Origin of the sequence: Pedobacter namyangjuensis (assembly GCF_003313325.1) — a bacterium.
Taxonomy (GTDB): Bacteria; Bacteroidota; Bacteroidia; order Sphingobacteriales; family Sphingobacteriaceae; genus Pedobacter; species Pedobacter namyangjuensis.
This window is the reverse complement of sequence record NZ_QMHQ01000001.1, coordinates 872689-891308: the sequence shown is the minus strand read 5'-3', so window position 1 is coordinate 891308 and position 18620 is coordinate 872689. Positions and strand designations below refer to the sequence as shown.

Annotated in this window: 16 protein-coding genes; 3 read left to right on the top strand and 13 right to left on the bottom strand. The window is 34.4% G+C overall.

Annotation, left to right across the window (positions count from 1 at the left end; genetic code table 11):
* Positions 1–5: 5 nt before the first annotated feature.
* Positions 6–692, top strand: a complete 687-nt coding sequence (locus tag DUT69_RS04030) for a 4'-phosphopantetheinyl transferase family protein (protein ID WP_162796165.1) — start codon at positions 6–8, stop codon at positions 690–692.
* Positions 693–724: 32 nt separating this feature from the next.
* Here DUT69_RS04030 and DUT69_RS04025 read toward each other — a convergent pair whose 3' ends face one another.
* From DUT69_RS04025 to DUT69_RS04005, 5 genes are all read right to left on the bottom strand, one after another.
* On the bottom strand, positions 725–1444 hold the full coding sequence (locus tag DUT69_RS04025; protein ID WP_113651829.1) for a TylF/MycF/NovP-related O-methyltransferase: 720 nt from the start codon (positions 1442–1444) through the stop codon (positions 725–727).
* 39 nt (positions 1445–1483) lie between these two features.
* A complete protein-coding gene (locus DUT69_RS04020) occupies positions 1484–2653 on the bottom strand; it encodes a glycosyltransferase family 2 protein (RefSeq protein ID WP_113651828.1) in 1170 nt (389 codons plus the stop codon).
* A gap of 7 nt (positions 2654–2660) precedes the next feature.
* Entirely contained in the window at positions 2661–3572 is a 912-nt protein-coding gene (locus DUT69_RS04015; RefSeq protein WP_113651827.1) for a glycosyltransferase family 2 protein, read from the bottom strand.
* Between the two features lie 154 nt (positions 3573–3726).
* Positions 3727–4920 carry a hypothetical protein gene (locus DUT69_RS04010; protein ID WP_113651826.1) on the bottom strand — a complete coding sequence of 398 codons (1194 nt, stop codon included), beginning with the start codon at positions 4918–4920 and terminating at the stop codon, positions 3727–3729.
* A gap of 24 nt (positions 4921–4944) precedes the next feature.
* On the bottom strand, positions 4945–6495 hold the full coding sequence (locus DUT69_RS04005; protein ID WP_113651825.1) for a glycoside hydrolase family protein: 1551 nt from the start codon (positions 6493–6495) through the stop codon (positions 4945–4947).
* 380 nt (positions 6496–6875) lie between these two features.
* Between DUT69_RS04005 and DUT69_RS04000 the strand changes: the two genes are divergently transcribed.
* Both DUT69_RS04000 and DUT69_RS03995 read left to right on the top strand, forming a co-directional pair.
* Positions 6876–7820: a hypothetical protein gene (locus DUT69_RS04000; RefSeq protein ID WP_113651824.1), complete on the top strand. Its 945-nt coding sequence runs from the start codon at positions 6876–6878 to the stop codon at positions 7818–7820.
* Between the two features lie 9 nt (positions 7821–7829).
* Complete coding sequence (locus tag DUT69_RS03995) at positions 7830–9158, top strand: flippase (protein ID WP_113651823.1); 1329 nt, start codon at positions 7830–7832, stop codon at positions 9156–9158.
* Between the two features lie 18 nt (positions 9159–9176).
* Here DUT69_RS03995 and DUT69_RS03990 read toward each other — a convergent pair whose 3' ends face one another.
* The 8 genes from DUT69_RS03990 to DUT69_RS03955 form a co-directional block, all read right to left on the bottom strand.
* Positions 9177–10370: a glycosyltransferase gene (locus tag DUT69_RS03990; RefSeq protein ID WP_113651822.1), complete on the bottom strand. Its 1194-nt coding sequence runs from the start codon at positions 10368–10370 to the stop codon at positions 9177–9179.
* A 21-nt stretch (positions 10371–10391) separates the two neighbouring features.
* Positions 10392–11189 (bottom strand): glycosyltransferase family 2 protein, encoded by a 798-nt coding sequence (locus DUT69_RS03985; protein WP_162796164.1) that lies wholly within the window; start codon positions 11187–11189, stop codon positions 10392–10394.
* 5 nt (positions 11190–11194) lie between these two features.
* Entirely contained in the window at positions 11195–12319 is a 1125-nt protein-coding gene (locus tag DUT69_RS03980; protein WP_113651821.1) for a glycosyltransferase family 4 protein, read from the bottom strand.
* Positions 12320–12332: 13 nt separating this feature from the next.
* On the bottom strand, positions 12333–13490 hold the full coding sequence (locus DUT69_RS03975; RefSeq protein ID WP_113651820.1) for a glycosyltransferase: 1158 nt from the start codon (positions 13488–13490) through the stop codon (positions 12333–12335).
* Positions 13491–13492: 2 nt separating this feature from the next.
* A complete protein-coding gene (locus DUT69_RS19485) occupies positions 13493–14131 on the bottom strand; it encodes an acyltransferase (RefSeq protein WP_113651819.1) in 639 nt (212 codons plus the stop codon).
* 122 nt (positions 14132–14253) lie between these two features.
* On the bottom strand, positions 14254–15693 hold the full coding sequence (locus tag DUT69_RS03965; protein WP_113651818.1) for an O-antigen ligase family protein: 1440 nt from the start codon (positions 15691–15693) through the stop codon (positions 14254–14256).
* Positions 15694–15734: 41 nt separating this feature from the next.
* Positions 15735–17924, bottom strand: a complete 2190-nt coding sequence (locus DUT69_RS03960; protein ID WP_113651817.1) for a Wzz/FepE/Etk N-terminal domain-containing protein — start codon at positions 17922–17924, stop codon at positions 15735–15737.
* Positions 17925–17940: 16 nt separating this feature from the next.
* On the bottom strand, positions 17941–18618 hold the full coding sequence (locus DUT69_RS03955; protein ID WP_113651816.1) for a TolC family protein: 678 nt from the start codon (positions 18616–18618) through the stop codon (positions 17941–17943).
* Between the last annotated feature and the right edge of the window lie 2 nt (positions 18619–18620).

Here is an 18620-nt window from a genome sequence, read left to right as displayed (position 1 = left end):
TGTCGATGTTATTTAACAGCTCGCCTATTCAATGGCTTAGCTATTATCAACAAGATTTTTTTGCCGGTGATGACATACATGTTTTCAAAATCCACTGTAACTTATACCCTTTAATACAGAATGATCTGGCCAGGGTTTTAACAGAAGCTGAGCTTGAAAAAAAGAACCGTTTTTTCAAAGTTGCCGATGCTGAGCGGTTTGCACTTGGAAAGTATTTTTTAAGAAAAATATTAGCTGAGCAATTAAATGCCTACCCAAGAAACATTCGTTTTTCTGTAACCGAATCTAGCAAACCTTATTTGCCAGACATTCATTTCAACATTAGCCATAGTGGCGATTATGTGGTAATCGCTATTAGCAAGAAAAATGTAGGTATTGATGTAGAATTGATAAAAGATCATTTTGACCATGAATTATTAGCCGAGGTTTGTTTTACTTCAAATGAAAGAAAGCTAATAACAAATCTTGAGGATTTTTATACCTTCTGGACCAGAAAAGAGGCTATTCTAAAAGCAAGTGGCGAAGGCCTGATTGACGATTTGCACGACATAGAGTGTATTGGACAAAACGTACAGCGACAGGAGAATAATTATCTTTTAAAGAGCTATTTAATGGATGATAAGCATTTATTAAGTCTCGCTTATGATGAAAGCGCTAAAGATTTACAATTCTGGAATCTGGGCGCAGACTAATTGATTAATCAAATTAGAAACCTTAAATACAACTATTGTTTAACAAAATAACCATGGTAACATTCGTTACCGTATAATGCAACCATAGTTTCCGGTTTATCTTTCAAAAATTCGTCAGCAGCCAATTTTGCCCCGGGGTTAACATCATATCCACCCTCTATTCCTTCTGCACCCATATAATCCATTAACACACAAATAGCACCTTTACTCAATTTTGGATAAACTTGGTTAAGGCAAAACAGTAATATGTCTCTATGCTCAAATTTATCTCCACCAAAACCACAGTCCATATGTACGAAAGCAACTTCGTCTGGCAATTGCGTAGGTAAGGTATCTTGAAAATAACCCTTATGCATAATCGGAACTTGTAATTTAGCTTTCTTAAAATTCGCAATTAAAATATCTTGAATATTACCAGTTTCCATAAATTGGGTTTCAAAACTATCGTACAAATGCAACTCTTTGCCAGATTTACTTTGCTCAATTACATTTTGGAATAATAGAGCGCAGTAACCAGTAAATGTTCCAAATTCAATTATTTCTCCACGAACTTTTGTATCAATTACCCTATTTAACAAATGGAAATAACTTATTCGTTGCTCTACGGTTGTCATATCCATCATAGGATCAAAAATGTGTGATTTTAAATCTCCTATTTTAAAGAACCTAAGGCTTTTTTTAAGAAGATTAAATAAAGGGCTAGCTTTAACCGAACGAGTGTATGGCTCTTTTGCAATAAAAAAATTGTTCATTTTTTGGATGAATTAATTAATTAAAAATAAGCATTTCCATTAACTTTTTCGTTTCGATCTTTCCCAGGCTGCACTCTGATTTTTACGGTAATAACGAAGCATACCGGCTAAAACCGCGTAGTTCATTACGCAAAAATAATAGGGAATAAAAAATGCTTTTATTTTGATGTTTTTCCTTTCGAAAAACAAACCTAGAAGGCTTAAGAAATAAAAAACTATCTGTGCTACAAATAGAGCTTTCCAAAAAGGCAAATTTGTTTGATAAGCAATTATTGCATTTAATATAAAAACCGCTAGGAGTAAAAAAGGCGTAATTGTCCATCGTAAAACCCTGTGGGAGATGTATTGAAATGTAAGTATGGGATAGTTAAATGGATTAGCCGCTTTTTTAAGCCTGAAGATAGATTGGATACCGCCAGCAGCAATTCTGATTTTTCTTTTTAATTCTTCTTTTGTGTCTGCCGATGCGGTTTCTGTAGCGTAAGCTCCCGGCTCGTAAGCTATTACATAACCGTTTTCAGCTATCCGCATTGCTATCATGTGGTCGTCTATAATCGTATCGCTTTCTACAGGCTGGTAAAGTGCTGTTCTAATACTAAACAATTCACCTGCGGCCCCAACGTTAGAATACAATTCATAATCCCATTTTTTTAGTTTCGATTCATATTTCCAATAAAATCCTTCACCAGCAGAACTAGCGTCTGCTGTTTCCGCTACAAAAATTCGTTTTTCGCCAGCAACAGCACCAACTTTTTTGTTCTCATAATGTTTAACAAGTTCTTTTAAAGCTGCGTTATTTAAGAAAGTATTTGCATCAGTAAAAACCATTACCTCGCCTTTTGCATAGGGAATTGCTCTTTTAATAGCTGCCATTTTGCCATCCCTAGCGTTATTATGCAACAGTTCAACTTCTGTAAATGGTCTAATCAAATCAGGTGTTCTATCTGTAGAGCCATCTGTAATAAAAATAACTTGTAATTTATTTTTAGGGTAATCTAATTGCAGGGTGTTATTAATTTTGTCTACAATCATTTCTTCCTCATTCCAGGCAGCTATTAAGACGGTAACGCTGGGCAGCTCAAATTTTTCGCTAAATTGAAAAGGCCTAACGAAAAGCCGTTTTATTTTTATGATAATAAAAAGTAAAAATCCATAGCCAATAAAAGTATAAACCACTAAAAACAAAGAAATCCAAAATGCTATAATCATTTTAATATTAAATTTTAAAGCCTAAATTTTTACTGTTTTTACCATGTGTAAAATTCCATAATACTGCTTTTACAGTCCACTTTACTAAGTCAACCCTACCTTTTAACAAATAGCCAAAAATCTGTTTGGTGCATGCAAATAGTAAGTAGTATGTGGCAAACAAAAATGTATTTAAAACATCGGTATTTCGCCTAATAAAAAGCATTCTATTCCTTGTCATGAAAAAGGTTTTAATTGCACTCTCCTTGCCAACGCTTACAGACTCTTTATGGTAGATTTTAGCTTTCCCCAAAAACCACATTTGCAAACCGGCATTTTTAAATTTTTCGCACCAATCCAATTCTTCGTAATACAAAAAATAATTTTCGGGCATTGGCCCAACTTTAGCTAAATCAGATCTTCGGCACATCATGGCAGCTCCATGACAATAACCGGTTGCACGGTTATCTTTCGAGTATTGATCTTCATCGATATCCATACTGCCAATACCACTATTTCTGCCGGTTAAGTAATTCATTTCGGTAAAACCTGCGTACTGAATAATGTTAGGTTGATCGTAAAATAATATGAGCGGCGATATTAAACCAATTTTCGGGTTGTTCTCCATTTCCGATACCAAATCGTCGATAAGATTTGGCGTAATTTCGGTATCATTGTTTAAGAACAACAGATAATCGCCCTTGGCAACTTTAATTCCTAAATTATTACCACCTGCAAATCCAAGGTTTTTTTCAGATCTGATATAGTTCAGTGAGGGATAGATTTCCTTGTAAATTTCTTCGTAATCAGTTTTACTTCCATTATCAACAAAAATAACCTCTTGTATATAGGATGAAAGATTTTGTTTCAAAGATTTTAAAAAATCAATATTTACCTGATGTTGATTAAAGTTAACTGTGATAATTGAGACGGAGATCATTAAGTATAAAAATAGATATTATAATGTATTAAATATAGATAAAAACTATTTCGTAGCTTAATTTAAAAATGGCTAAGATAAGCGTTTTCAAAAGCAGATTTTGAATGTTTTAAAACTAAAATCTGCCTATTAAAACGCTAACCTTTTAAAGCTTCTACCAGGTTTTAACCTGTTTAAAAACATTAACCAATCCGGTTGTTGAATTGAATGTAACTTTATCGGCAAGACTTAAAATATTTACTGCCGTAATTTTCTTGTCAGCTGAAACTAAAAAGCTTAAATCTCTCCATCGTATTCTATCTGGCAGGTTTTTCACATCGATACTTATCGTAAATTTTGTGCCATCTAAATCATACTTTATAGGCAACGAAGACATTACCCTGTACTCCATAGCTTCTCTGGTCGGTATAAATAATATTTTATCAGCAGTTGAAGATTGAAAATTATCAATTATTCGATTAAACGCAGCCTCATCAATACCGTGAGATGCAAAGCGAAAATAAGGGTTGTTTTTAGTGCCGATATCAGCAATTGCTTGTTTCACATTTCGCTCCATCTCCGCCCAGTCGTCGAAAAACATTCTGTTGAAAGAGCTAAAATCTTTTGGGGCCAAATCAAAATCCTGCACATTTTTGTAAACCGGTTTTCCGGCAGGTTCAAAACCGTCAAAAGTTCCTTGCGAGGTAGAAAATAGGTAGCCGATCTTTTTAGCTGCAGTAGGAAAACCATCATAATTAGTGGGAACTACCAATCCATTTAACTTATACTGAAGATTTTTAAGTAACAAGTCATCAAGCTCTTTCACATTTCTGTCTCTGTCTGTACCAAAATTATAATTACCAGTCGGATCATGATAATAACTATGGTTCTCGATGTCCCAACCAGCGTTAATAAATGTTTTCATCTGGTCGTAATTAACATTATTTGGGATTTTTGCGGCTTCCTCATTACTGTACTGGTTTCTGCCATTTACAGCAACCGCAGCGGTGTAGGGTATTTTATTACCACAACCATCTGTGTAAAATGTTGTTTTTAATTTTTCAAACCCTTTCAAAGCCCCGATTGAATTATCGTCCCACTCTGCACTAGCCCAACCTATCTTATTAAATTTAAGCTTGGCCGGTGTCGCTGTGGCCTTGGTAGGGTTACCCTCAAAAATTATTTCGATCACAATTTTATTCTTGTCATCAACAGGCGGTGTAGTTACCGTTTTGTTTGAGTCTGTGGGCGGCGTTACAATTTCTGGAATTTCCTTTTCTTGAGCAGTTCTTTTTTTACAGCTCGTTAAACCAACCAAAACAATCAGCATTAAAAGCATATTGCATGGATAAACTTTTCTAATCAACATTACTATTTACTATAAAAATTAATATTAATTTATAACATCTACTTTAATAAAAATTGGCCTCTCACTTACGTTAGCTGTAACCATGGTTTTATTAATTGCGAGGTTGCTCTGGTTACCCGTAGTGCTTTTGTCTGCCAATTCTATTTTAGTGGCAGATTTAGCATTGGCAGCTAATTGTAGTTGGAAATCATTTTTTGTTGCATCTGTTCTAGTTTTGTACCAAACTGCATAAACGCCTTCTGCATTATTCATGTTTTTGAATTTGTAGATCAAGATATTTGGATCTCCAGAAGTTTGTTCGCCAATAAACACCATATTTTTCAGCGTATTTTTTAGTGTATACGTATAAAACCAAGAGGGCTTTTTGGCGAAGTTTAACGTTCTATCAAGCAATCCCGCTGTACCAAACCAGGTATCGATATAGTTTTGGCTTGGGTCTGATAATTCGAAAAGCTGAGCCTGATCTACCCCTGCGGCAGCGAATGCTAAATAACCTCTAATAATATACCTGCCCTGCAATTCGTTCATTGTCAATGCATTTAATTTTCTAGGACTTAATACTGATTTTGGATTTGTATCCCAACCGAACTCCGAAATCCATACTTCTGCATTTGGAATATTTGCTTTGGTATAATCAACAAGTGCTTTAGTTTTTTCTTTCAGCTTACCATCTTCTGGCGTTTCTGCAGTGTTAACAAACCCTGTCGGATTACCAAAATCGATGTTATTGGCAAACGCATAGATATGTGCATTTACAACGTCGGCCGCAAACTTTTTATCAGCTCTATTGGCTTTAAACCATTCGTTCATTGCCTTTACATAATCTACGCTTAAGGTAGCCAAACCACCCATCACAACCTTCATTTTTGGGTCCGCTTCCTTTATTTTGTCATAACAAGCAGACAACATGGCCGCATACTCCTGTGGAGAAAATTTTGCGTTATCGCCTTCCCAAGTCTTATCTTGCTCGTTCCAAACTTCCATATACTCAAGCAAATCCAATCCGCTTTGTTTTTGGTTTGCAGGAACGTTAAGTTTCTCTGGGGCTACGGTAGTTTTACCATATCTGGCAGCGATTTGATAAAGTGTATTTGCAATACTTTGATATGATTTAGGGTCTGTGGTACTAAGACCCGCTCGGTCTACAGGTTTATCATTAAACTTGAATGTTTTTGTGCCTTGCAAATTTTTTATGGCACCTTGAAAACACATTGAAACAGTTACTCCGCTTTCTTTAATTTTCTTAAATGCATCATCAAAATACCAACCGCCTCTTGAATTTTGAAAAATTAATTGATCACCCGCATTATCTCCTTGAAACCAATCCCAGTTACAATAGGCACGCAATGTGCCTGCAGCTTGCATAAATTCAACGTTATCTTCGTGAAAACCATTCACTCCGATAAATTTATCCATTGGAATTTTAGAGATTTGGGTTGGGTTGGTAGATTCTGCAGGAATCTGAACCCCTGGCACAGGCTCCTCTGTCTGTACTTTTCCTTTATTTTTTTTACAAGAGCAGAAGAAAAGCAGAACTACTAAACTTCCCATTACTAATTTTGATAGACGTTTCATTATTTTAATTTTAATATTTCAACATAACGCTATAAAGTACTGCGTATCAAATAAATAAAACAATCGGCGGAAAAATGTAGAAAGGAATATTACTAACGTCTAAAAATACGAAAAGTTATTAATTTATAAAAAAATATATTTCGAAATTGTAAATTATAAAAAGCAATTATTCGAAATTATTTTGTGTGCAAGCTACAATCGAAAGAAATAAAACTAAAGATTATGCTCTTACTAACTGCTAATACTAAAGTTTCTCAAATTGAACGATTTAAATACTATTTTATTCAATTAAATACTAATATATCTCAAATCAAAATTATCTTTGGTAATTGATATTTTAAATTTCTGTTACCCAACAGATAGATGGTTAAACAAAACAAATGTTATTTACTTTAAAGAAAATTGCCGGATTATTAATTAGGTTATTTAACACTAATGTTCCGGCTAATTACAAATACTTTTACAGGGATACTTATGTGTGTATAATGCTACAATGCAAGTATGTTGTTCGTGATTTTATTCTTAAGAAAAAATATAAAGTTATTGACTATAAAGGGGAGTTTGGCGCCGAATTACAGTTTTCTTTGCCTTTTGCTTATTGGCATTTTAAAAATGGCACTTTAAAAGAAACAAAATCTTTTCCGGGAACTAGAGAGCTTTATTTTTTCTCAGAACACCATCAAGAAGACCATGAGGTAAGAACCAACGAGGGTAATTATAACTTCGAATTACCAAGAATACTTTACAGCCAAAATTATAACATGAAAAAATGGCTGAGCGTACCGCTAAAGGAAATCTACAAAAACGATATTTATAAGTTTGATAAACCAATATTGGTAATAGCAAATCGGTACAATACCGAATGGGATGGTGCTCCTGTAAGTTTTTTTGATATTGATACCTTGAATGAGTTGATAGTTAAATTAAAGGCAAAGTACACCATCATCTACAACAGACCAATGGGCAAAGATATTGTAAATGATAATAGCTTAATTTTGGATCTTAATGAATTTGATTGGCTTAGGCAAACCCATCCTGAAGTTTTATTGATTCAAGATTTACATGAAAAGAACGAAATAGGAGCCAAAAACTTTAATCATTTTCAACTTTGCATTTACGCAAATGCCGATCATTTTATTTCATTGCACGGAGGCACGGGTACTTTAGCAAGCTACTTTGGCGGCAAAAACATTTTGTTATCGGCCGAAGGCCCTGAACATTACTTTAATTGCTATAAAAAACTTTATCCAAAATTTTCTGGCGCCGAGGTCTATCATGCAAAAAACTACGCCGAAGTAATAAATTACGCTAATCTATATTTATAATTAGAAAACATGTCTACAAACAATTATTGGTTAAAAAATGGACTAATAAATATTTTACAAAATGGATTAACCGTAGTTATTGCTATTGTAAGTTTATACCTTTTATTACGCATAACTAATACTGAAGATTACGGAACTTGGGTACTTTTTTTAAGTGTAGTAAGTATAATTGAGGTAAGCAGAAATGGTTTAACGCAAGAAGCAATTGTCAAATTTTTATCAACCGCAAACCAAGAAGAACAAAAGGACATTACTACGGCAGCTTTGTTTATAAATTTTCTGATGACTGTTATCATCAGCATTGTTCTGTTAGCTATAGCTCCTTGGCTTGGAGAAATCTGGAAATCAGATCAGCTATCACACATGATAAGCCTTTACATTGTAATATTTTTTATATCTGGTGTTTTAAATTTATTGAACTGTGTTGAACAAGCAAACCTACATTTTACCGGCGTGTTCTACTCAAACATCTGCAGGCAACTTTTATTTTTAACCTATATTTCATTCTGTTATTTTACACAAAGACAAGCCTCTCTAAAGATTTTAACCTATGTACAAATACTAAGTGTACTTTTTGCTTTAGCCATTGCTGCGTTTCATACTGCTAAGTATTTTAGGTATGCCAAAAAGCTAAACTTTATATGGGTAAAAAAACTTTTCCATTTCGGGAAATACTCATTTGGTGTTTCGCTTAGTGCAATTTTAGCCAGTTCTATAGATCAAATGATGTTAGGTAACCTTATCTCAAAATCTGCCAGCGCATCATTTAACATTGCCGTGAGAATTACCAATCTTACAGATATCCCGACAAATGCTATGGCTACAATTATGTTTCCGCAAAGCGCTATAAAAGCAAATACCGGTGGCAAGGACGCTATAAAATATTTGTATGAAAAATCTGTCGGGGTAGTACTTGCCCTTTTAATTCCGGCAATTGCTCTAATGTATTTATTATCCGATTTCACCATTCACTTACTTGCTGGCAATAAGTACGAAAACGTTATTCCACTTTTAAAAGTTACGCTTTTATACTGTTTTTTTGCTCCATATGGCAGGCAGTGTGGCACCATATTAACAAGCGATGGACGGACGAAATTTAATTTTTACATGGTTATCGTTTTCGCGGTATCGATAATTACATTTAACTATATTTTCATCAAACAATTTGGAATAATCGGCGCCGCTTATGGCACTTTATTATCTACCATAATCAGTTTTGTTGTGTCTCAAATTTATTTAAACAAGTTGTACAATATTAATGCACTTAATCCATTAATATATGCCTACAAGTTTTACGGAGAATTTTACCACAAGTACATTAAGAAAACGGCTGCTTAACGTTTTTAAATTGTATGTTTAGAGATTTTGAACCAGTATTTCGCTAATGCGGTTGACTCTATCCTGCCAAGTGTTTTGCAGTGCAACTTCAATTCGTTTTTCTTTCAAAATTAAATCTTTCTCAACCATATACTGATTTATAGCATCTGAAAAAGTTGTGCTATCTTTTACATACGCTACAACTTCGCTACCTGAAAATTCTGTCAGATCCATATTGAAATCTGTACAAATTACCGGTTTACCCAAGCCTAAATATTCGAAAAGTTTTAGTGGGAAAATTGTAGCGCTTATATCGTCCTTTTTAAATGGAATCATACATACATCGAAACCATAAATCATTTGAACAACCTCGTTGTATGGGATAGATTCTACAATGTGTATATTCTTTGTATTGTAGAACCAATCTGGTATATGCTCTCGATGTTGCGGACCAACAAAAACGAAACTAACATGAGGGTTTTGAGCAGTTACGCTTTTTATTAAATCGTAGTCAATTCTTCTTTCTATTGCGCCAACATAACCTACAATTGGTTTCTTAATATTTTGAAGCGCTAAGTGGGTAGTTGAGTTATTTACCAAAGAACTTCTACTGCCAATATCTGCACCATTAGGCACAAAATAGGTATTTGAATTTTGCTTCTTTTTTTGTTCGTACAAGGCTCTGCTAGTACAAATAACCACATCTGCATTTTTTACAATAATTCGTTCGGCATTAATTCCATGTTTGGTATTATAATCTCCCACAATAGGATCTACACAGTGGTAGACGGTTAAGTCGGGATTAAGGCTTTCAAATAAAGAAGGGCATTTGAAGTTGTAAGAATTGATATAGATGTAGTTTTTAATCGCTTTTTTCCGAATAACTTTTTTTACTCGAGATAAAATTATTCGCTGGTTAATTCGGTTAAAAAAGTCGTATATTTTTCCCTCTGACAAAAAATTAATTGGCAAAATAGGCAGGCTAACCAACAGGTTTACACCATCTAACTTATCGGTTAACAAACCATCATCAAAAAAACGAAGCGCTTTTTTTCTCAACTGATATTGTTCGGATTTTTTTTTCAGCTTGAAAAAATCTGAAATAGTATAAGGTTGCTCTATGTAATAAACTTCGTTGTTTTTAGCCAAGTATTTTGCAATGGTCAAATTTGTAGATGCTAACCCATCAAACTTCATTAAACTCATTATAAAAATTACCTTTTTCTCTAACATTTGGCTACGGATTGAGGATCGTTAACTTAATATTTTACTTGCTTTATTTTTTATTCTTTGAAGCAGAGAACCATCTGCCAAAAATTTTCTGCTAGATGTCCATGCAAACGACTTTTTGCTTCGTACTTTGTGTATCCTACCAAACTTATCCCTTAACTTTAAGGCCAAATAACCGTCCTCGTTTGCACCAACAGGATGCTCGTACGCATTTACTGCTAGCACTTGGTCTCTTCTGTAAGCAGACGAACAGCCATAAACATACATGGCGCTATCTTTATTTAAACCGTTTATTTTTTTAAAAACATCGCCAGTTAATTCGTACAGGTAAAGTGTAAATCTATTATAATACTCAGGCACGAAAGCAAATTTACCGTGAGAAATAGCTATGTTTTCATCTGTTGCAAGAGGCGCTATTAATTCGTTTACCCAATATGGCGAATAAATGGTATCTGCATCGGCACTAATTACATATTTGCCAGAGGCAAAATTTAACCCAGCTGTTCTTGCATTTTCAACACCTGGTTTTGGTTCAAAAACATATTTAGCTCCCGACTCAATAATATACTGTTTAGTTAAATCGGTTGAGTTATTATCTACAACAATCAGCTCTATACTGTAATCGGTTATGGTATCGGCTATAGAGGCAATGGTACGTAAAATACTTTCTTGTTCATTATACGCAGGAATCACAATCGAAACCTGAGTTTTACCACTATTTAATTTGGCAAGTTTCATCCTTGTGCTAGAGATATTACTTAAAAACCAACTTGCCGGTTTTTGATTTATTTGGATATAAGGAGGTACTGACGCGGGTCTCATCAATTTTATATTAGATTGTAAATGGCCAACAGATCTTCGGCACTTTTTTTCCATGAAAATTCTGCCGCACGTTTAATTCCAAGTTCGGATAAGCTTTTTTGCAATAAGACATCTGACAATACCAAGTGCATTTTATCCGCAATATCTTCAGCATTTTTCGGATCGACCAATAACGCAGCATTTCCGGCTACCTCCGGCATTGACGAAGTTGTAGACGTAATTACGGGTGTACCGCAGCCCATCGCCTCTAAAATAGGCAGACCAAAACTTTCTCTTAATGATGGATAAAGAAATAAAGTAGCTGCATTATAAATTAATGCCATCTCATCAGAGGAAATGAATCCAGGGAAAAATATTTTTTCTAAAATTTGTTCATTACCCTGTTCTTTTAAAATGTTCTCCACTAAAGCTTTATTGTAATCTAAAATTACCAATGGGATGCTATCCTTTGCCGTTTTACAATAGAGGGCATATGCTTTAATTACGTTGACAGTATTTTTCTTAGGCGCAGTATTCCCTAAAAACAACATAAATTGATCTGGTAGGTTATGTTGCTTTTTGAAAGCAGATAAAGTCTGCAGCGAGTAAAGGTTGTTAAACTTCTTATTAACGGCGTTGTACACCACTTTTATCCTATCTTCTGGAACCTTTAGCTTTTCGATTATGGTAGCTCTCTCGAAATGTGATACCGTAATAATCATTTCGCTCTTTTTCACTACACGAGGAACAACAAATTTTCTGTAGATATTTCCAAAATTTTGATAAGTGGTTCCTTTAAAATTAATTTCCTCTAAATAAATAATATCATGCAATGTAAGTACCAAAGGAACAGAAAGATTTAACGCCGAGGTATTACAGGTAGAATGCAAAAATTTAGGTTTGTTTTTATTTACTTCTTTAGACAGATGGTACTGTTCCCAATCGAAATAGGTTTTGCCTTTTAGTAACTTTACCTTTAAATTATCGCTTTCAGTTAAACAAGCGTTATCCGCATCAGACTTTGCGTAAACGATATAGTTATTATCATTTTTAATTTGCTGCAGTTCTCTAAGCACCTCTAACGCTACTATTTCCATTCCATGCTTTTTTTCTCTAAAAAGACGCTGAACTTCTATTCCTATGGGTTTCATTTTTAGATATTATTTAGAGATTTGAGACATCGTGTTTAGTGGCAACCGAAATTTTATTTGCCGAACGAGCTTTAAATAGGGAAATAATTTGATAAAAAATAAATTTCGGAGCGCTCCATAAGGACTCGTAAATTGCATTATCTGCTTTGAAATATAATAGAGAGCGATAAAACATTATAAAAAAACAAGAAAATGATACCGCCCAAATTAGTAACAGAATTGGCGAAAAGAAAAGATTTATCGCTATCATAAGTATGGAAATTAAGCCCAAAAGAAATAGTGGCGGTCTTAAAAGCATTACCGAAAACGCAAACTGATTCCAGTTGAAATTTAATAGCGACTTGAAAAATAGAATTGCGCCAAGTTTCCAATATTTAAACCAAGTATTAATCCATCGAGATCGTTGTTTTACCAATTGATCTGCCTTTGTAGTTTTTGCATCGTATACAATTGCTGCTTCGCAAAACTCAATTTTTTCTTTGCTGGCTACTAAATTATATTGTAAAGCTTTGTCAAAACCGGCGCCATTAGTTTCAATTTGCTTTAAAGCCTGTATGTACAAATCGCTTTTAAATGCCATACCCGAACCTGCAAGCGATGCGGAAGAGCCACTCTCTGAAAGTAATTTTCTGTCGATAAATCTATAGAACATATCGCCAGCTTCATCTAAACATGCCAAAAACGTATTTAGATTTCTTGCCGCCCTTACTCCTTGCACAGCAGAAAAATTTTCATGGAACTTTTCATTTAAGGCCGAAAGGTAATTTTCATCTACTAAATTATCGCTGTCTACAATGGATATAATATCATGATTTCTTTCAAATCTATCTATGGCATAAATATGAGATTTAACATTACTAGCCAAAATATTTTCTGGTTGTAAGACAATTACTTTCGGATTAGCAAAGTTCAATCCTGAAACATCGCAGTTATCTGCCACAACGTATATGATGAAATTTGAATATTTGGTATTTAAAATCGAATAAACAGCATCTTTTAACAAATCTATTTGTTGGTAAGCGGTAACGATTATGGCAAAATCAAACTCTTTGTTATTTAACGCTAAAGGCTTTCGTTTTTTTTTTAAAAAAGATGTTACCAGCAACACCACCGGAAACCAGAGAAATGAACTAAATAAGATTTGAACTATCGCCCAGATTAACATTGACATAGCTATTGATTCGTTTCGTTTTTACTGTTTACTTTTTCCCAAGTATTGGACATCTCGTTATACTGTTTAATGACCTTTGCGGGGTTGCCAACTACAACACAATACGCTGGAACATCCTTTGTAACTACACTTCCGGCTCCAACTATGCAATGCTTGTTAATAGTAACACCCGCGGTGATTACTGCATTTGCCCCTATCCAAACATTATCCATAATATTTACAGTTTTTTTTGAAGTGGCTTGCTGGCTTGGTGGTATACTCGTATCCTCGTACCCATGGTTTAAACCAGAAATTACTACATGTTGTGCCAACATTACATCGTTGCCAATATTTACTGGACCTATAACAACACTGCTTAGTCCAATAATCGTTCTATCACCAATGTTAACATCTCCAACTCCGTTATTAATAACCGAAAAATCTTCTACAATTGCCTTATCGCCTAAAACAAACTTGTTAAAGGGCAAAATATCTAGTCTAGCCCTATTCCTAATTATAACTTGTTTACCCTTTGTAACCGTAAACGGGTTTATTATATTTCTAATCCACCACCTTGGCCTAGCATCGTTAGGAGGCATTAAAAGCCATAAACTAAATTGTTTAAGCTTATTATTAGCCTTGATTTTTTCCTTTAAACCCATTTTGGCAATTAGTTTAGTTCAACTTATTTTTATCGCCTCGCATTTCCTTTAAGCCTCTGTATATACCCCATATTAAGCAAAGTAAACCTGGAATGATAAAATATATAAACGGCATATCGGTATTATTTATCTGTTAATTTTTCTTTATAAATTCTGCTAAAAGCGTACACTGCACCTAACGAAAGATGTATTACAATTAAAGACGGCATTGCATTCATTACCTCGTTACCGTAACTACATACAAAAATACCTGCCACACCAGCTAAAAGTGCAATTAACTTGGTTCTAATTTGCCGTTCTTTTAGGTTCCATAAAAGGCCAGAACATTTGCCAAACCAATATAGCCAGATGCAGAAAAATATAACGAAGCCTACAATACCATACATTGCCCAAACTTTAACCCAATAGCTATCTGGAGCAATTGTTGATAGATATTTATCTTTATTATATTCTCGGCCCCAATGGCCAATTACACCCAATCCACCACCAAATGGTTTACCCTGCATATACTCTGCAATTTTATTTTGGTTAATTAGCCTTACATTGAAAGAGGCATCCTCAGGATTGATTGAAGTTCTCAACCTATAGATATCGTAATTTGAGTTACCTATGTAGGTGAGTTTTAGTATGCAGAAGAAGAACAAAGCAATACTGGAACCCCAGATTAAGATTTTTAGACGTTTGCTTAAAGCAATTACCATAATTACACCGAAAGCAATTACAAACAGTGCACCTCTTGTACCAGAAATAAGCATACCGTAAAAGGATAATAAACCTAAAATCAGTAGCAAAATTCTTTTGCCCCAGCTTAATCTTAACGACAATGCTAATACTATAGCCATTAATGCTATGTGCGCTTGAGAAGGGCCAAATTGACTAGCATCACTAAAAAAAGAAAATATTCGTAAATGGCCAAAAATTACATGGGTAACATAACCTCCATTATCTAAAAATGCTTGTTCTCCGCTTGTGGGACCGATTTTAGCTTGTTTAATTCCATTAAGCGTGGCTAAAAAAGACAAACTAAAAATAAGTATAATGAAAATATTTAGGCGTTTATTGGTGTTAATTAATAATACACCCAACGGGGTAATTAGCATAGGATACAATGCTGTACTCCTAATTTCCTGTAGCCAGCCTCTAGGGCTAGCGCCCGCTAAATTAAACAGTTCTAAAACACTTATAACAAACCATGCCACAGTTAGCCAGATTAGATCGTTGTTTAGCACCTTAAAATCAAACTTATCCGCATGGTACCATACGCTCAACCAGGTTAATAGCAAGAAAACTTCGATGCCCATTCCGTAGGGTAATCCGCCGATCTCCCGGTCTAGAATCCCCATCAAAAAACAATAGGCAATTGTAATTATTAGTCCGTTAAATGGTTCTCTAAAAATTAATATCAATACTGCAACCGCACCTAGAATAACTACCGGAAAAAAAGTATATGCATAATTGGCTTGGGCTAAAGAGAAATACGAAAACACAAATGCAAACAACGAAGCAATTATCAGGAGCGTGTTCCTTTTATTAAGTTTTATTGCTTCTTGGTAGCGTGGCATACTGTATTTATAGGTTATGGAAAAATAATACTGTTAAAAAGTTATGCTTCGGCTAACTTCGTTTTGTTTAACACCCAACCCAAGTAATTTTTTTGTTTTGCTAAATACTCTATAAAAGATAAGTCCTCAGATTTGATGTTATTTCCTGCTTCGAAAACAGATATAAATTTATCGCAGAACATTAGCCATTCTTTTACTTTAAACATATCATGAGAGCTATCGATATCGATAACAATTAGGTCGAATGTCTCTTTTAGTATGCCGAAACCAGCTAGCAAACTTTTTCCATCCATTACTTCTAGTAAAGAGTTATTTGCCGGGTTGGTTTTTAAAATGGTAATTTTATCCTCAATCTGGATTTCTTTTCTTACCAAGAACGACTCAAACTTTTGCTCGTTGTCAAATTTTTGTTTTTGAGCAGTACTTTTATTAGTTAAAACACTTAAAAGATCTGATTCATTATCGCAAATCAACAAAACATTCTTGCCCATCATTGCCATTGCATAGGCTAAACTATTGGCTAAAAAGGTTTTTCCTTCAGACTTGGATAAACTTGTAATTCCCAACACCTTATTGTCACCCATAAGTTCTTCGCAAAGCTCAAATCTCAACGATCTTAATAAATCCTTATATGTAGTGTAATCTTTAATATCATCAGTATTCTTCCAAATATCTCGCAGATCTTTATTTTTATCGGCTATCATGTTTAGAGAGCCAAGAATACGCTGTTTAGTAACATTTTGCAACTGTGCAGCTGTACTAATTTTTGGATGTAGAATAAAACTAATAAACAACGCAAGCAATACAGTTAGTAAACCAGATATTCCTGAGAAGCCCAAATACAACATGTTTTTTGAGGGCTCAGCCGGACCTTGCAAACCGGGTTCTGCCAATGTCATTCGGGGCATTGTTTTAGCATAAATGCTATTTTGTTCGTACAATGCCTGCGCATCATTATATTCTTTCGAAGCTAAATCTGCCTTTTTTAGCATTACTTCCTGATTATTAGTACGGACGCTTAATAGCCCATCTCCACTACCCGACTGCATACTGATGGCGTTTAATTGCCTTTCTGTTGTAGAAAGACTGCTTTTTGCCGATGCAAGGTCGGTTTCTAATTTAATTTTTTGATTAATTAGTTCTTGCTTAAGTACGGTCGAGTTTGTACTTCCGCTGTTACTGGTAATGTAGCGCAACTTTATTTTTTGTAACGAGTCAATCTTGTTTTTAAATTCACGTTTAAAGTTGCTATTAGAATATTGTTGGTTAGCAGCAGCTATCTGGTCGTCTAGATTAATAATCATTGCATTTTCCCCACCATTATCTTGCCTTATATAACCACCAGCACCGCTTAACTTTCTATTCACTTCAGTTATACTTCCTTCAATAGCACTTATGCTTCTTAATATCTGCGCTCTTTGTGTCTGTATGTCTATCAGTCTTTGTTGATTTATTTCTAGTGCTTTCTGACTTACCATAGCTTCCGCAACTTTTACAGATGAGCTAGATAATTCTTGGTTCTTATTCGTTAATTCTGCCTGTTTTTCCTTAACCAAAGTATCTAAAAAAGCTATTGATTTTCGCTGACTAGAAAGGCCTAAATCAAGGTAATAATCTATAAAATCATTTGATAGGTTGTTTACCACATATGCCGACAGAGCCGAATTATTGGAAGAATATTCTACCTTAATAAAATCACTTTCGCCATTCCTATACATTAAAAGGTTTTTTAATATAGATTGCGCATCGTACCCAGACTCGTTTAAAATATCATACAATTTTAGTTTTCCTTCATTATCTGATATTGAAATTGCAGCGCCATTTATGAGCATTGATGTATAAGCATTTATTGCTTCTTGCCTTTCAACTTTCGACATTTTTTGAACCAGCGGTCCATAAGATTTAAATGCAACTGCTTCATTCTTAAGATCGTGGATTATTAGTTTGTACGACAAGCCATTTAACAATCTTTTAGAACGCATTATTTCTAAAATATTGCCGAATTGCTGGTTAAGCTTAAAATTATCCATAGACTGACCGTTTGCAACAACCGCTTGTTGAAACTGTTGAGTTACGCCGGTTGAAATCAAAGCTTCAGACTTGTAAGTTTTAGGAAGCGTTTTTACAAAAAAATAGGTAAATGCTAAACAGATTGTTGGTACAATTATTATCACCCACTTATAACCTTGTAAATATTTTAAGAAGTCTTTTAAATTAAAGTTAATATTCATCTATAAAATTTTTAATCTACTTTACGTCTTCCAGTTTACTGCCAATCAAATCCTCTAGCGCATTTTTAGCCATAAGGTAACTAGCTTCAGCGCCCAGTAATAATTCATCTGCTTCAACAGACATATTTTTTGCAGCAGTATACACATCAACCTGGATCTGCGATCGCTCATATTTTAGTTTAGCATCTGTTAAGGCAACTCTTAATTCTTGAGAAGATTGGTTTCTTAGTGATAAATTAGATTTTCTAAGAAGAAAGTCGTAATATTTAGTACGCACCTCTGATTTTAGTGCTATTAGATAATCGTCATTTTGCGCTTTTGCAGCCTTGTAGGTTTCATTTGCCGATTTTATTGCCGATGGCCTTGAAAGTAATGCTCCCAAACTAACGTTTAAACCAAACTGAAACCCATTAACATTGTAAGGATTAAGTGCATCCACAACCGATTTATTATCTGGGCGATAAATGTATGCAGCATTAAGGAAATCAAATACCGACATTTTGGTAGTGGCAACATCACTTTTAGCTTTGGTTTCGTATGCATTGAAAACCTTTTTTCGCGGATAATACTGAATAGCCATATCAATATATTTTTGCAGCAACTTATTATCTACATTAGTTAGAAGAGACTCTTGCGCACTAGCATTTATGGCAAAGAACATTAAGAATGTTAAGGCCAAATTTCTGATTTTCATAG

Excerpts from the sequence above, each read along its gene's own strand:
- DUT69_RS03990 (WP_113651822.1), bottom strand. The coding sequence starts at position 10,370 with ATGTTAGAGAAAAAGGTAATTTTTATAATGAGTTTAATGAAGTTTGAT.
- DUT69_RS19485 (WP_113651819.1), bottom strand. The coding sequence starts at position 14,131 with ATGGGTTTAAAGGAAAAAATCAAGGCTAATAATAAGCTTAAACAATTT.
- DUT69_RS04000 (WP_113651824.1), top strand. The coding sequence starts at position 6,876 with ATGTTATTTACTTTAAAGAAAATTGCCGGATTATTAATTAGGTTATTT.
- DUT69_RS04025 (WP_113651829.1), bottom strand. The coding sequence starts at position 1,444 with ATGAACAATTTTTTTATTGCAAAAGAGCCATACACTCGTTCGGTTAAA.
- DUT69_RS04005 (WP_113651825.1), bottom strand. The coding sequence starts at position 6,495 with ATGAAACGTCTATCAAAATTAGTAATGGGAAGTTTAGTAGTTCTGCTT.
- DUT69_RS03960 (WP_113651817.1), bottom strand. The coding sequence starts at position 17,924 with ATGAATATTAACTTTAATTTAAAAGACTTCTTAAAATATTTACAAGGT.
- DUT69_RS04015 (WP_113651827.1), bottom strand. The coding sequence starts at position 3,572 with ATGATCTCCGTCTCAATTATCACAGTTAACTTTAATCAACATCAGGTA.
- DUT69_RS04010 (WP_113651826.1), bottom strand. The coding sequence starts at position 4,920 with ATGTTGATTAGAAAAGTTTATCCATGCAATATGCTTTTAATGCTGATT.
- DUT69_RS03985 (WP_162796164.1), bottom strand. The coding sequence starts at position 11,189 with ATGAGACCCGCGTCAGTACCTCCTTATATCCAAATAAATCAAAAACCG.
- DUT69_RS04030 (WP_162796165.1), top strand. The coding sequence starts at position 6 with ATGTTATTTAACAGCTCGCCTATTCAATGGCTTAGCTATTATCAACAA.
- DUT69_RS03975 (WP_113651820.1), bottom strand. The coding sequence starts at position 13,490 with ATGTCAATGTTAATCTGGGCGATAGTTCAAATCTTATTTAGTTCATTT.
- DUT69_RS03995 (WP_113651823.1), top strand. The coding sequence starts at position 7,830 with ATGTCTACAAACAATTATTGGTTAAAAAATGGACTAATAAATATTTTA.
- DUT69_RS03955 (WP_113651816.1), bottom strand. The coding sequence starts at position 18,618 with ATGAAAATCAGAAATTTGGCCTTAACATTCTTAATGTTCTTTGCCATA.
- DUT69_RS03980 (WP_113651821.1), bottom strand. The coding sequence starts at position 12,319 with ATGAAACCCATAGGAATAGAAGTTCAGCGTCTTTTTAGAGAAAAAAAG.
- DUT69_RS03965 (WP_113651818.1), bottom strand. The coding sequence starts at position 15,693 with ATGCCACGCTACCAAGAAGCAATAAAACTTAATAAAAGGAACACGCTC.
- DUT69_RS04020 (WP_113651828.1), bottom strand. The coding sequence starts at position 2,653 with ATGATTATAGCATTTTGGATTTCTTTGTTTTTAGTGGTTTATACTTTT.